Raw genomic sequence first — 15,604 nt, forward strand, 5'->3', positions numbered from 1 at the left:
ATGTATATAAAAGCAATAGATTAGATTTTTTAAGCAGTTTTTCGGAAAAGCACTCAGGAATGAAATATAAATGTTTAATTTTCGTAAAAAGCTAAAACTAAAATAATACTTAAAAAAGAGAGATATCCTGTTTTAATGTAAAAATTAAGATGAATGTATGCATTGATGGAATTGTCTAAATGAGAGTTATTCCACCTGAGAAAATTCTTAGATCTAAGGTGTTAAAAACATCAAAAGCGTCGAATACGTCACATTTTGGTTAGTTATTAGGAATAAGTGTAAGAATCGGCCTAGAAAGAAGTCATTCGTTTAACGATAGGAAAGTGTAAATCGATCGGTGAAACCTATTGTTGGGTGTAATTATGAGCGAGAAAAACGATTTGAAGAGTTTCGGCTGCGTATTACTCTACATACAGTTACTTGAAAGTTTTAAATATGATGGAGAGCGAATTTAACATTCGTTTTTCTTATATCATGCTGAGAGTGCTTTATTCTTCCCCGGATTGACGAGGCAGAATTTGAGCGTTTTTAAAACCACACAATTTAGGCGGCCCAATGCCCCGGGTAATAATCTGGAGTGAGTGCCAATTCACCAGGTTGGCGTTGAATGAAATAATCTCCAAGAAGCTGCCTTACGTTAACAATGTCATCCCGTTTGACCAGAATGTTGGGATGGATTTGTATGCGAAAGATTACTTGATTATTGACCCATCAGGCGGTGGCTTCCACAGGTGTTATGAGTTTTTGAGAGAAAATCTGAATATATTGGATCCGGAGAGAATTCTGGTTGTTTCTTCAGCGGTTGATATGTTAATGCTCGAGCTTTTGCTGAAAAAGGAGTTTAAGTTTCTTAAGAAGAGGAACGCACTGCCAGATGTCGAGAGGTTGGTCGAACAATTCATCCTGCTTCAGGGAAGTGCGATTAACAAAGAAGCCTTCAATTATAATATCACCAAGATGGAGGAGAAAGTGTTGGTAATGATGATGTCTGGACTGTCCGTCACCAGCATTTCAAATATTCTTAAGCTCAGTGTTAAAACGATAAGTGTTCATAAATGCAACTCATTAAGAAAAATAGGCGTTGATGCCAGCAGCAGTTCAGCTTTGTTTTTTTTGCACAAACATGCCGTGGGAAACAGAGTTGCCAAATAAGTAGAAAATTTATAGCCGGCCTTGCTCATGCAGGTAAGTGCGTCAGGCGTTGCTATTTTTTCAGGGGTATGAAATGCGATCAGTTAAAAGAAGTCATCCTGGCTTCATCTATGAACCTATCGTGTCCGTCTCCGGAGTGATACTTGGTTTTGAGCTGGTTAAGAAAACAGACCAAAGAGAAAGCAGCGAAAATTCATTGGATTACACTTCACCGTTTTCTGCTGAAGAAAAGGTGAGGGGATTCTTTGAGCAGGTGACGACAGCCTGTATGAATGAAAATATATTTATCGCCAATGGTTTTTTACTGTCGATCAATATTGACTATGAGATTGCTGCGCATATTGCTAACAATCTGGCGATACAAAAAGTTCTACAACAACACAAATATATAAGACTAGAAGTGAAAGAGGATTTTAGCGAGTTCAATGCCGGGCAGGAATGCCCGGTGCTTCAGTCTTTAGCAGCGTGCTGCCCTTTATGGCTGGATAACTTTGGGGCAGGACACACCAGCCTTACACTGGTGATGAGTGAAAAATTTGAATATATAAAAATCAGTAAGGTCTTTTTTTGGCAACACCAGGGAACTCAGTCTTTAAGAAAAGTGATCGACCATCTCCGGCCCTATTGTCGTGGCGTTATTGTCAATGGTGTCGAGAATTCGCAACATATTGAGTATTTAAGCGGCAGTGATATCCGGGCGATGCAAGGAACATTATGGCAGCCTTATAGTCAGGATGAGTTAGTACAGTCATTTTTTTGAAAGATGTAAATTTTATAATAGCCTGGTAATTAGCACGCAGAGCTAATTATCGTGGTTTTTATATGCGTCTGAGTCGTTATCGCCTGCAATATTTTGGCGAGGGAAAACTGCGCAAATTATTACCGGATTTATATTTTGGCAAATTGGTAGCCGTAAACCAGGGGCGGTAGCATAGCTAAAATATACCAGAGGTAAATTTTGAAGAATTATTATTTTCTGTTGATATACTCAAAGAGCCCATTGGTTATTGGGTGAACAATATGACTGTCAATTGAAGAGGAGTAATTATGAGAAAATTTATACTTTCTATTATTGCCCTGATGATGCTGCCGCTATATTCGCAGTCAACATCTGCTGCTGCACTGAGCACAGGGGCAACCGTTGCGGTAGTGGTTGGTACCGCAGGTACGATATTGGCAGTGGGTCTGATTGCTGTCGGTGACGATGATGGTGATGGTAATAGCAACACCAATACTTCAACGACCACCACAACCTCACGCTAATAGTGTTAATTAATTATAACCACACATCCGTGTGGTTATTTTCCCGAATTAAAATAAAGATACAGGGAATCACTTGTGCGCTATTCCTTATTGTTTCTTTGCCTCTTATTACAAGCCTGCTCCCCCTCGCAAAACAGTCTGGTTGATACTTTTAAGGTTGCCGTTAAAGGTCCGCAGGACGTTGTGGTATCACCACAGAGAATTGCCGATATTCCTTACGGCAGCATTTATTTAACGCTGCCTACGTCTGCACAAATTTTTGTGGTCGGTTATCGCCAGGACGGTTTTGAAAAATGGAGTACCGGCGATCAGGTGGTATTTATTACCCAAAATGGCCGCCTGATACGATCCGCTGGTTATTCGGCGGGTGATTTGCTGGAAGTCACCAATCTGCAACAAGACCCGTTACTGCACGCAGCCAGTTTGCATGAAGGAGCGAGCTGGACACGGCTGATGCGCTGGACGGAGAACAAGCAGCCGTTGTCTTCCGTTGTTGAATCCCGCTTCAGCCGTCAGCAGGATGAAACCCTGACATTGGCCGGAAGTGTTGTCGTCTGTCAGGTGTGGCATGAGGATGTGACGCTGCAGACTACCGGCGACCACTGGCAAAACACTTTCTGGGTTGACCCGCAAAGCGGACGGGTGGTTAAAAGCGAACAGAGATTGGGAGCAGATATGCCGGTGAGTATTACGTTGCTCAAGCCTGCCAACGCGGAGATCCCACCAGCATGAAAATAAAAACGCTTGTCTTCATGCTTTGCACTTTGCCGGGGATGGCATTTTCTGATGCCAGCGTGACCGTTTATACCGGCGTGGCTGATCCTTCTCAGGGACAGCCCGCGCAGGTTCTCAGCCATATTAAAGATATGCGTCAGATGATGGCGGAGTCTGCCCTGATTCGCCATTCCTGGGCGCCTGGCACCCTGATTACCGTACCTGCAGCCACGCCTCAGGCGCAGCAACAGTATGTGCACCTGCAGAACCAGCTTAAAGCCTGGGCAGCCACGGAAAGCGGAGATACCGGGCAAACCATTAACAACGTCATCCGTCAGTTACAGGGGGTGCGGGTTATCGGCCGTCAGTTTACGTCGATGGATGCGGACCTGATCCTCAATAACAATGCCGCTAATCGCAGGTTACAGGGGGAGTACAGCGTTTTCGTCACAACGCGCCCCGACAAGGTGTTGCTGCTGGGCGCGATAAGCGGTGCAGGAAAACAGCCGTGGGTCGCGGGACGGTCGGTTAGCGAATATCTCGCGGATCATCAGTTTCTTTCTGGTGCCAACCGGAATAACGCCGTGGTGATTGATGCCGATGGAACTGTCCGGATTGCGCCGGTCGCTTACTGGAATCAGCACCACGTGGAGGCCCAGCCAGGCAGTGTCATTTGGGTCGGTTTTTCTCACTGGACGCTGCCGCGCCAGTATAAAAACCTTAATCAAGACATTATCTCTGTTTTGACGCACCGGGTGCCTGAATGATGAAACCAAAATATATTCTCAGCCTGCTCGCTGTGTCCGTGGTTTGTGCGCATTCTGCCGGGGCGCAGACCTATAATGAACCTCTTGGTCCTTCACAGTCTGATTTCGGCGGCGCAGGGCTTTTACAGACACCGACCGCGCGTATTCCCAAAGAAGGGGAGTTCAGCGCCAACTACCGTGATAACGATGCTTACCGTTTTTACTCGCTCTCGATGGCGTTGTTTCCCTGGCTGGAAACTACCCTGCGTTACACCGATGTGCGCGACCGGCTTTACAGCAATGATCCGAACTTCAGCGGCAGTCAGACCTATAAAGACAAGTCTTTCGATGTGAAATTAAGACTGTGGGAAGAGGGGTATTATCTGCCGCAAGTTGCCTTCGGTAAGCGTGATATCGGTGGGACTGGCCTGTTTGACAGTGAGTATTTTGCCGCCAGTAAAGCCGCCGGACCCTTCGATTTCACGCTGGGTATCGGCTGGGGTTATATCGGCAACAGCGGCAATATCACCAATCCATTCTGTAAAGCCAGCGACAAATATTGTACCCGTGCTCAGAGTCACTCCACCGGCGATATCTCACTTGATGATATGTTCCGTGGGCCGGCGGGAATATTCGGCGGTGTCGAATACCAGACTCCCTGGCAGCCACTGCGCCTGAAAGTGGAATATGACGGCAATAATTATCAGGATGATTTTGCCGGTGCGCTGAAACAGAACAGTAAAATTAACGTCGGCGCGGTGTATCGCCTGACCAGCTGGATGGATGTCAACGCCAGCTATGAGCGCGGCAACACCTTTATGTTCGGTTTCACCCTGCGCAATAACCTGAACGACTGGGTGCCTCATCAGATTGATGAACCGGTACCGGCGTATGCGCCGCAGCAACAAAGTGCCGGTATCGTCAATTACAGTGTGGCGGCCGGTCAGCTGGCAGACCTGAAAGGCAATGCCGGGTTCAGCGAACCGCGTATCGACATGCGCGATAACACCCTGAACGTGACGGGGCAGCAGGATAAATACCGCGACACCACCCGGGGCGTAGACCGCGCGAATGTCATTATGCTCAATAACCTGCCTGCCAATGTCGATACGCTGGAAGTCACCCAGAACCGCTTTGGTATGCCGATGGTGACGACCAAAACGCCGGTGGCGGCTTTGCGTCAGCAGCAACAGGGTTATCCGCTGGGGCATGAGCAACCACTGGCGCAGCAACGGGTTGAACCTGTCACCGACGTCGGGCAGGGATTCTTCATCGGCAGGGAGCGTTTCAATTACAGCCTGTCACCGGTGCTGAGACAGTCCGTCGGCGGCCCGGAAAGCTTCTATATGTACCAGGTCGGTGCGCTGGCGGATGCCAACTACTGGCTGACGGATCATCTGCTGATCGACGGCGGTGTGTTCGCGAATATCGCCAATAACTACGATAAGTTCAGGTATAACGGCGTCAGCAACGATTCTTCGCTGCCGCGCGTGCGGACTCATATCCGCGAATACGTTGAGAACGATGTGTATGTGAATAACCTGCAGGCGAACTACTTCCGGTATTTGGGTAACGGTTTCTACGGACAACTCTACGGCGGCTATCTGGAAATGATGTACGGCGGCGCAGGGGGAGAAGTGCTTTACCGGCCACTGGATTCTGACTGGGCATTCGGTATTGATGCCAATTATGTCAAACAGCGCGACTGGGATGACATGATGCGTTTCACGAATTATAAAGCGGCGACCGGCAACCTGACCGCCTACTGGCGACCGGAGTTTATGGATAACGTGCTGGTCAAAATGAGCGTGGGTCAGTATCTGGCAAAAGATAAAGGCGGCACGCTGGATCTTTCCAAACGCTTTGACAGCGGCGTGACGGTGGGCGCGTATGCCACGCTGACCAACGTTTCTAAAGACGAGTATGGCGAAGGTTCCTTTACCAAGGGCTTCTATATCTCGGTTCCGCTGGATTTGTTAACCGTCAGACCAACACGCAGCACGCCAACTATCAGCTGGACACCACTGACGCGTGACGGTGGACAGATGCTGGGCAGGCAGTACGGCTTATACGGAATTACATCAGACAGAGATACACCGCAGTTGCCTTAATCCCCTTTGAGCCCGTCACCGGTTGACGGGCTTACGGAAATTCTTATTTCACTTTTTGCTTCTGACCGTCACGACGGTCAGAGGGTGCTTTCTGTAGTCCATTATTATAAACCTGTTGTCCTGATGTCTTTTCAGGTAATAACTATTTTCGATACTTGTTGTGAGGGAAATATGACATTTCTCACCAGAAATTTTTACTCAAGCCTGTTCCTTGCTCTTTCGGACTTTATCAGTTTTACCCTTTCCATTTATCTCGCCAAACTCTTTCTTAGTTTGACGTCCAGAGGGTTTGAAGAATATATCCCTGCTGAACATATTACTGCGCTTATTTTGTTGCACTGGACATTGGCATTTTGCTGTGTGGCCTGGTTCTCCATGCGTTTGCGGCATTATTATTATCGCAAAACATTCTGGTTTGAACTGAAAGAAATATTACGCACGCTGGTGATATTTGCCGTGATCGAGATCGCGGTGATGGCATTCGCCGAATGGAATTTTTCCCGTTATATGTGGATCCTTACCTGGGTGCTGGTACTTATTCTTGTACCTTGTGCGCGAATGATGACCAAGAGAATATTAACGCTGCTCGGAATATGGCAACGCGACGCCATTATTATCGGCACCGGTAAAAATGCCCATGAAGCCTTTAAAGCCATTAAAAGTGAGAAGAACCTCGGTCTGAATGTCACCGGATTTGTCTCCAGCGAACCGACGGATAAACCGGGCGATCATATTGACGGTATTCCGGTGATCTTCTGTGAAGATCTGTGGCTGTTAAGCCCGTGCGACAGGAAAACGCAGTTTATCGTCGCCGTGGAATCACACCAGAGTGATATCCGTAACTACTGGCTGCGGGTCTTTATGATCAATGGCTACCGTTACGTTTCGGTGATCCCGACGCTGCGGGGTATGCCGCTCGACAGCACGGACATGTCGTTTATTTTCAGCCACGAAGTGATGATCTTGCGCGTTCATCAGAACCTGGCGAAATGGTCCTCCCGCGTGCTTAAACGGGTCTTTGATGTGGTCGCCTCGGTGGCGATTATTACGCTGCTGTCGCCACTGTTGCTGTATATCAGCTACAAGGTGAAAAAAGACGGCGGTCCGGCGATTTATGGTCATGAACGTATTGGTAAAGGGGGGCGTCCTTTTAAATGCCTGAAGTTTCGTTCGATGGTGATCAATTCGAAAGAAGTGCTGGAGGCATTGCTGTTGAATAATCCCGAAGCACGTGCCGAATGGGATGAGACATTTAAACTGAAAAATGATCCGCGTATTACCCGCATCGGACATTTACTGCGTAAAACCAGTATGGATGAGTTACCGCAATTATTTAACGTATTAAAAGGAGAAATGAGTCTGGTCGGGCCGAGACCCATTATTAACGCTGAACTCGAGCGCTACAGTGATGAGGTGGATTATTACTTGCTGAGCAAACCCGGAATGACGGGATTATGGCAGGTGAGTGGTCGCAGCGATGTGGATTACGAGACCCGCGTTTATCTTGACGCCTGGTATGTGAAAAACTGGTCAATGTGGAATGACATTGCCATTTTATTCAAAACAATAAGCGTAGTGCTTAGAAAAGACGGTGCTTATTAACAGACATTTCAATAATGCATCACTCTCATGTATTGGCTGCTAACCGTTAGCGTCATGGCCAACATCAATTTCTGTTGAACCACATGATATGGATTTTATGAAAAATAATACGTTTAAGATTTCTGCATTATTCGGGGCTTTGTTACTAAGCGGGTGTACGATTATTCCAGGACAATCGTTAAGTACAATGAGTAAAGACGTTGTTCAACCTACGGATAGCAATTATGACATTGATAAATTAGTCAACGTTTACCCGATGACGCCGAGTTTAATCGACCAGTTGCGCCCGCTCACTGTTCAGGCACGGCCAAACCCTCAGTTGGATATGCAACTGCAAAATTACCAATACCGCATTGGTGTTGGTGATGTCCTGATGGTCACCGTGTGGGACCACCCTGAACTGACCACGCCAGCCGGGCAATACCGCAGTGCCAGTGATACGGGGAACTGGGTAAATGCCGATGGGACAATTTTCTATCCTTATATCGGGAAACTGAAGGTCTCCGGAAAAACTGTGACGGAAGTACGTCAGGAGATCAGCAGTCGTCTTGCGACGTATATTGAAAGTCCGCAGGTTGACGTCAGTATTGCGGCGTTCCGTTCGCAGAAAATTTATACCACCGGTGAAGTCATCAAGTCCGGACAACAGCCTATTACCAATATTCCGCTTACCGTGATTGATGCCATTAATGCCGCAGGGGGCTTAGCGCCTGACGCAGACTGGCGTAACGTCGTGCTCAACCATAACGGTCAGGATACCCAAATTTCTCTTCAGGCTCTTATGCAGAAAGGGGACCTCACACAGAACCGCTTGCTTTACCCCGGCGATATTCTGTTTGTGCCACGAAATGATGACCTGAAAGTGTTTGTGATGGGCGAAGTCACTAAGCAGAGCACGTTGAAAATGGACCGTAGCGGGATGACGCTCGCCGAGGCATTAGGCAATTCAGAAGGGATTAGCCAAAGTATGGCGGATGCTTCCGGGATATTTGTTATCCGGCCACTGAAGGGAAGCCAGAAAGGCAAGATAGCTAATATCTATCAGCTGAATGCCAAAGATGCTTCTTCCATGGTGATGAGTACGGAATTCCAGCTTCAGCCTTATGATATTGTTTATGTCACCACTGCGCCGATTGTTCGCTGGAATCGTGTCATTTCGCAGATTGTCCCGACCATTACGGGAGTGCATGACATGATCGAGGCCGGACGGTTTGTACGGCAATGGAATCCATAATGTTTGACTCAATATTAATTGTCTGCACGGGAAATATATGTCGCTCTCCGATTGCGGAAAGATTATTAAGACAATTATTACCCGACAAGAAAATAGACTCGGCTGGAACAGTTGCATTGGTCGACAAACCAGCAGACCCCTCTGCGGTTGAGGTGGCTCAAAAGCATCAATTACAGCTTGATGGTCACCATGCAACTCAGTTCACATCTGCGTTAGGCAGGCAATACGACCTCATTTTAGTCATGGAGAAATCCCATCAGGAACAGATAAGCCGCGTTGCACCAGAAGCGCGTGGCAAAATCATGCTGCTTGGACACTGGAATGGTGGTAGGGAAATTTCAGATCCTTATCGTAAGAGTCAGGAAGCCTTTGAATCTGTTTATCGACTAATTGACCAAGCCTGCCAGGCTTGGCTAAAAAAGTTGAATGGATAATTGATCAGGTAAATAAAATATGCCTCAAGATATTTTGAACAAAAAGAATCTAACTGAATCAGATGAAATTACAATGCGCCGTATCTTAGGTGAAGTAATTGATCATCGAAAATTAATCATTGTAATCACCGCTTTTATTACTCTTCTTACTGTGATCTATGCATTATTTGCGACTCCTGTATTTCAGGCTGACTCGCTCGTACAAGTAGAACAAAAAGCTGGTAATGCCATACTTGAAAGTTTGAATCAAGTATTACCAGATGCAGTTCCGCAGTCTGCACCTGAAATAACGCTATTACAGTCAAGAATGATATTGGGTAAAACAATAAGTGATTTAAACTTACAGATAGTTATTAAGCAGGAATATTTCCCCATTTTTGGCAGAGGATGGGCAAGATTAACAGGACAGAAGTCAGGACGTCTTGAGGTAAGTCGACTTTATTTGCCGCGAGATGGAGACAAAGATCCTAAAGTAACATTGACAGTAGTCGATGCAAATAATTATGTTATAACAGGAGATGATTTTGAATTAAAAGGCGAAGTAGGTAAACTCTTAGATGGTCACGGAATATCGATTAAAGTTGATAGCATTGATGCGAAGGTAGATGATAAGTTCGAGATAAAATCTATCACGAAGCTTGAGGCCATCAATAGTTTACAAGATAACTATAGCGTTTCTGAGCAAGGAAAAGATAGTGGGATGCTTGCACTAACTGTCATGGGTACAGATCCTATTTTGATCAAAAAAATATTAAATAGCATTACCCAAAATTATCTGACCCAAAATATTGACAGGCAGGCAGCACAAGATGAAAAGAGTTTAGACTTCCTGAAATTACAATTGCCAAAAGTTAGAAGTGAATTGGATGTGGCTGAGGATAGACTCAATAATTATAGGCAAAAGAAGAACACAATCGATTTGCCAATGGAAGCAAAGGCTGTACTAGATCAAATTGTCAATGTGGATAATCAGTTAAATGAGCTAACATTCCGGGAAGCTGAAATATCCCAGCTATATACTAAAGACCACCCTATCTATAAATCTTTACTTGAAAAGAGAGAAACACTTAAACAAGAGAAAAATCGTCTAAGTGATGAAGTTTCGAGTATGCCAACAACACAGCAAGAAGTTCTTCGCCTCAGTCGTGATGTTGAGTCAGGAAGAGCAGTCTATATGCAACTACTGAACAGGCAGCAAGAATTAAATATTGCGAAATCAAGTGCAATTGGTAATGTGAGGATAATTGATGATGCAGTTACAGAACCTAAACCAGTAAAACCAAGAAAAGTCTTAGTGATTTTAATGGGTCTGGTTTTAGGTGGTTTATTATCATTTGGCGTCGTTTTCACAATATTTATGCTGCGTAGAGGTTTATATTCTCCAGAACAGCTTGAAGAGCTAGGCATTACCGTATATGCAAGCGTGCCAGTTTCGGAATGGTCGCTTAAGAGAAATAATATAAAAGATAAAAATAGAGCTATTAATAATCCGAAATTGTTAGCGTGTGAGAATCCAGCTGACCTAGCAATTGAGGCTATCAGAAGTCTCCGAACTAGTCTCCATTTCGCTATGCTGGATGCCAAAAATAACCTTCTTATGATATCTGGGGCCAGTCCTGAGGCTGGGAAAACATTTATCAGTAGTAACTTAGCTGAGGTAATATCAAAAGTTGGTAAGAAGGTAATTCTTATCGATGCCGATATGAGACGGGGAGACTCACATAGGGATTTGGGTGTTGATAATGATATTGGACTATCGGATATATTGTCTGGTTCATCATCAATTGATCAGGTGGTCAAGAAAATATCTGGAATAAGTTTTGATTATATTTCCAGAGGAAAAGTCCCACCAAACCCAGCGGAATTACTAACAAATTCAAGATTTGAAAACCTTTTGAACTGGGCTTCTGATAATTACGACTTGGTTATCATTGATACACCTCCGATTTTAGCTGTTACAGAGGCAGCCATCATTGGGCGCTATGCAGGAACTACATTATTAGTGGTCGGCTTTGAGATTAATACAGCTAAAGAGGTAGAAGTTAGTATAAGTCGATTAGCGCAAAGTGGAATAATAGTAAAAGGTTGTATCCTGAACCGTGTTGTAAAGAAAGCCGCGAACTACCATGAATATGGGTATAACAATTATGGCTATACATATTCATCGGACAATAGTAAATAATATTAAATAAATGAATAAACAAGGCATCATTTAATTCGTTATGAATATGAATTAAGTGATGTCCCTTGCTTGAGCTTAAATTTAAGTGGCTAATTAACATCTCGATGTGTAAATTAATATGGCCTATATTAAATAGGGAAATGAGATAGATGATTGTCATGATCGGTGAGAGAACTAATAATGCCTGAAATATCATATTTCATTTTAATTTCACTGAATTTAACGCTGTTTATATTATTGCTTTTAAGGAATAAAGTAGGTCTCTTTATCTCTCAGTGGGTTATTTTTTTAGTTTGGTTTTTTGTCTTTCCTTCTTACTTACAATATGTGAATAATGTTTTTCCGTGGAATAATTATCCGTTACATAAAGAAATATCTTTTGTTAATTACATCACTTGCTTGTTTAGCATTTTCTTGTTTTTAGGTTATTCTATAGCCTACAAAAAAAATAGCCTGAGTGATTATAATGAAAATAGCCAATCTGATCTAAGAATTGACGTAAAAACTAATATTATTGCTTTTTTATTAATGATCCCATCTATGTTATTCATAAGTATCGTCGGCATTTCTTCATTTTTCATGGGAAGGTCTGTCATTAGCGATCTGGTTTACTCAGATGGTTTTTTACCCATGCTATATGCTCTTTCTAAGTTTTGCGCATTTGGAATACTGGTAGTGTATTTATGTTTTTGGGTGAATAGGATAAAAAATGTAGATAAGAGTTTTGGTAAGTTTACATATTGTATTTTTTTCTTGTGTATTGTTATCAATCTCATAATAAATAGTCCGCTTTCGAGTCCACGCTTTCACTTTTTAAGTATGGCTATAGCAGTAGCTGTAATATTTAACAAAATGAAAAGCAGATTATCGTTAGCAATTCTATTTGTGGCATCGCCTATATTTTTATTCATACTATTCCCTCTGGTTAAGCATTTAGGCGAAAGTTCCAATAATTACAATACCTATGATCTATCTGATTATGTTGTAAAAGGATTAGATTTCGATTCATTTCAACAATTAGTGAATATCGTCAGATTTGTTAGCGATACTGGATATTCATGGGGTATTAATTTTATTGCTGGTATTAGTTTTTTTATACCACGAAGTCTATGGGAATCTAAACCAACGAATTTAGGTATGCTTGCGGCGGAGCATCAAGGGTATTTTTATACTAATTTAAGTGCTCCTCTTGTTGGTGAACTATATTATGCTGGAGATATGATATTTGTTATATTAGGCGCTTTGATTTTAGGCATTATTACAGGCCGTGCGGATTCTTTCCTCAGGAAGGCTAAAGTTTCATATTATTACTTCATCGGTTTATGGTTGTCATCATTTTCATTTATAATTTTCAGAGGATCATTTGGCGCTATTGCTCCTCCTATTATGCTTGGTTTATGTTCATCACTATTATTGCTATTTATAAACAAGCTCAGTAGAAAATCCTAATCCCGATAGGGTGTTTGTCAATTTATCATAATTGAGATGTAAATATGAATAATGTTGTAATGTTCACAAGATCATTGCCTATGCACGGACTTGGTGGTATGGAGGTTGTGGCCTGGGATATTGCTAAAGGTTTACATCATCTAGGAAGTAACGTAAGAATTATTACCACTAAAACGAAAGAGCATATTGGACTACATCACATCGATGGAATTGAAGTATTATTCATTGATAATGTTAAAAGCGGAAAATACTCCTACGGATGGTGGAAGTCTTCTAGAGAAGTTTTCGAGGAAAAATACCTTAAAGACTGTGATACAGTTTTTAGTGTCAGTACGGGTGCCTATGGTGTGATTGAACTTAAGCGCAAGAATCCACATATAAAATTTTTGATTCAGGTGCATGGCACAGCCTGGGGAGAGTTTATCTCAAAATTGAAAACAAGAACATTGAAAGGTTTTTTGACATCACCCAAAAATATTTTTTGGTTGTGTCGGGATTTCACTAATTACAATAAATTTGATTACATTGTTGGTATCGGTGAGCAAGTATATGGAGACTTTAATCGATGGCCTTACGAAAGTTTTATTGATAAGAGTAAAATATCTTTAATTAGCAATGGTATTGATTCCGAGTTATTCAGAAGTGATTATCACCATGAAAAAGAAATAAAGGATTTATACAATATTCCTCATGGAAAAAAAATAATATTAACAGCTTGCAGATTACATTCGCAAAAAGGTGTATATAATTGCATTAAAACAATTGAATTACTAAGTAACAAAAGTGAGTTTATTTACATCATTGTGGGGAGTGGACCGGAAGAAGATAAGCTGAAGAGCTTAGTTAATACTCTTGGAATAAATAACTATGTTAAGTTTCTCGGGTCTTTAAAAAGAGAAGAGTTGGCAAAAGTTGAATCAATAAGTGATGTTTTCCTTTTTTTAACTAATCGAATAGAAGGACTTCCTTTAAATATTTTAGAAGCCTCGGCAACAGGTGTGCCAATAGTATTATCAAGCCAAGTTAAACTATTTAAATCAGAAAATATCCATCTAGTCGATCCTCTGAATTATCGAACTGCAGCGAACAAGATAGAACTTTTGCTCGCTAATGACTTGCAAAATAAAAAATGTTATTTACCCGATGAATACACTTTAAAATATGCGGCCGCTAAATACAAAAATCTCATTGAAAAAGATTTTTAGACGAAGGACTAACTCGTGAGGAAGGCAATAGTTTCATTAATTAGCGGTAATTTACTTTCCAAAGCTTTAGGGCTTATCAGAGAAGTTATTGTTGCCGCACTATTTGGCACTGGGTATATTAACGGAGCTTACCGGGTAGCACAAACTGGAACACTGGTACCGGTAAATTTCTTGGTGAGTGATAGCCTGACGGCTTTTATTCCGCTCTATAAAAAATTTTATTCGGAAAGCGTAAATAAAGGACAGCTTTTCTTTTGGTCTATGCAGGCAATATTCCTTATATTTTCTGTAGTTTTAACTTCTTGTGCAATTTTATTTGTAGACTTTTGGCTTACTATCATTGCTCCTGGGCTAGACGAAAGGACAAGAGAGTTATCCAGATCGATGCTAATCATAATGAGTTTGGGAATTACACTTTATCTTAGTTCAGCATTAATAAATTATGTAGAAATGGCTCATGATGACTTCCTTCCTATGTCCATGCGGCCTTCAATACAAAATTTTGGTATGCTATTAGGGGCTCTATTCGCTTATATAATTGGTAACCCAGTCTACCTTGCATGGGGATTTACATTCAGCTATTTAGTTTTCTTTATTTGGGTTTTAATTAGAGGGCTAAGTAAAGGTATTTTGAATTTTCCACAAAAAGTTGATAAAAATATTCTAAAAGATGTGATTTTTAATTTTTGGACGACACTAAAACCTCTTATTTTGTTGCCTTTTTTATACCAAGGGAATATTGCTGTTGAACGCGCAGTGGCAACTTTAATTAGTATTACGGCAGTATCCGCGTTGGATTATGCAAAATTTATCACTGAAACCCTTCTGTTAGTTGTGTCTACACCAGTTGCTTTGGCAGGACTGGCTAGTTGGGGGGGGTTGCAACCTGAAAATATAAAATCAAAGCTCATTGACACCTTTAGTTTATTAATAATTTTTGCCGTACCTGTCTCATTATTTTTGGGGATCCATGCAAATCTAGTTGTAACGATATTATTTGCGAGGGGGAAATTCGACTCGACTTCAATAGTGGTGACTACACATATTTTGCAAGGGATGTCACTCGGGCTATGGGCAAATGTCATAAGTTACGTTTTAATAAAGGCTTTGAATGCTCAATTCAAGAATAAAATAGTAATGTTAATAATGACGTTAGGTCTAATTGTAAACGCTTCTTTTAATATGCTTTTTTATCAACATTTTAATGAAATGACCCTTGGGTTAGGATATTCCTTATATGGATTAATTACACTTATTGGATGCGTTTATTCACTTGGGATATGGAAAGAGATTAGTAAGAAATTTTACATTATCCTCATGAGTTCAGTTACTTATATCTTTATTTGTTTTTATGAAATTCCCGTTTCGAATATATATTTAAATATTTTAATTAATGGATTGGTTTTTTCCATTTTCTGGTCTGGTGTAGTTATTATGACACCTTCTTTGCGGCGAAATTTCGCTGAAATAATAAGGCATAAAAGGGGGTGATTGTGCTCAGGAAAATTAGAT

The 15,604-nt window shown here is 42.0% G+C and carries 13 protein-coding genes; all 13 read left to right on the forward strand.

Annotation, left to right across the window (positions count from 1 at the left end; genetic code table 11):
* The first annotated feature begins 555 nt into the window (after nt 1-555).
* Nucleotides 556-1,152 (forward strand): helix-turn-helix transcriptional regulator, encoded by a 597-nt coding sequence (locus EDF78_RS22545; RefSeq protein ID WP_133823933.1) that lies wholly within the window; start codon nt 556-558, stop codon nt 1,150-1,152.
* 73 nt (nt 1,153-1,225) lie between these two features.
* Entirely contained in the window at nt 1,226-1,912 is a 687-nt protein-coding gene (locus tag EDF78_RS22550; RefSeq protein WP_133823934.1) for an EAL domain-containing protein, read from the forward strand.
* Between the two features lie 287 nt (nt 1,913-2,199).
* Complete coding sequence (locus tag EDF78_RS22555) at nt 2,200-2,415, forward strand: hypothetical protein (RefSeq protein ID WP_133823935.1); 216 nt, start codon at nt 2,200-2,202, stop codon at nt 2,413-2,415.
* Between the two features lie 75 nt (nt 2,416-2,490).
* Nucleotides 2,491-3,147, forward strand: coding sequence for a YjbF family lipoprotein (locus EDF78_RS22560; protein ID WP_133823936.1), 657 nt, complete (start codon nt 2,491-2,493; stop codon nt 3,145-3,147).
* Nucleotides 3,144-3,896, forward strand: coding sequence for a capsule biosynthesis GfcC family protein (locus EDF78_RS22565; RefSeq protein WP_133823937.1), 753 nt, complete (start codon nt 3,144-3,146; stop codon nt 3,894-3,896). The genes EDF78_RS22560 and EDF78_RS22565 overlap by 4 nt, the downstream gene beginning before the upstream one ends.
* Nucleotides 3,896-5,986 (forward strand): YjbH domain-containing protein, encoded by a 2,091-nt coding sequence (locus EDF78_RS22570; protein ID WP_166654488.1) that lies wholly within the window; start codon nt 3,896-3,898, stop codon nt 5,984-5,986. The genes EDF78_RS22565 and EDF78_RS22570 overlap by 1 nt, the downstream gene beginning before the upstream one ends.
* A gap of 171 nt (nt 5,987-6,157) precedes the next feature.
* On the forward strand, nt 6,158-7,588 hold the full coding sequence (gene wbaP, locus EDF78_RS22575; protein ID WP_133823939.1) for an undecaprenyl-phosphate galactose phosphotransferase WbaP: 1,431 nt from the start codon (nt 6,158-6,160) through the stop codon (nt 7,586-7,588).
* Between the two features lie 97 nt (nt 7,589-7,685).
* A complete protein-coding gene (locus EDF78_RS22580) occupies nt 7,686-8,822 on the forward strand; it encodes a polysaccharide export protein (RefSeq protein WP_133823940.1) in 1,137 nt (378 codons plus the stop codon).
* On the forward strand, nt 8,822-9,256 hold the full coding sequence (locus EDF78_RS22585; protein WP_279586844.1) for a low molecular weight phosphotyrosine protein phosphatase: 435 nt from the start codon (nt 8,822-8,824) through the stop codon (nt 9,254-9,256). Before EDF78_RS22580 ends, EDF78_RS22585 begins: the two co-directional genes overlap by 1 nt.
* 19 nt (nt 9,257-9,275) lie before the next feature.
* Nucleotides 9,276-11,438: a polysaccharide biosynthesis tyrosine autokinase gene (locus tag EDF78_RS22590; protein ID WP_133823941.1), complete on the forward strand. Its 2,163-nt coding sequence runs from the start codon at nt 9,276-9,278 to the stop codon at nt 11,436-11,438.
* Nucleotides 11,439-11,618: 180 nt separating this feature from the next.
* Complete coding sequence (locus EDF78_RS22595; protein ID WP_133823942.1) at nt 11,619-12,887, forward strand: O-antigen polymerase; 1,269 nt, start codon at nt 11,619-11,621, stop codon at nt 12,885-12,887.
* Nucleotides 12,888-12,931: 44 nt separating this feature from the next.
* Nucleotides 12,932-14,092: a glycosyltransferase family 4 protein gene (locus tag EDF78_RS22600; RefSeq protein WP_243839475.1), complete on the forward strand. Its 1,161-nt coding sequence runs from the start codon at nt 12,932-12,934 to the stop codon at nt 14,090-14,092.
* Nucleotides 14,093-14,107: 15 nt separating this feature from the next.
* Nucleotides 14,108-15,583: a lipid II flippase MurJ gene (locus EDF78_RS22605; protein WP_133823943.1), complete on the forward strand. Its 1,476-nt coding sequence runs from the start codon at nt 14,108-14,110 to the stop codon at nt 15,581-15,583.
* Nucleotides 15,584-15,604 lie beyond the last annotated feature (21 nt).

This window comes from Rahnella sp. BIGb0236 (assembly GCF_004364755.1).
GTDB lineage: Bacteria > Pseudomonadota > Gammaproteobacteria > Enterobacterales > Enterobacteriaceae > Rahnella > Rahnella victoriana.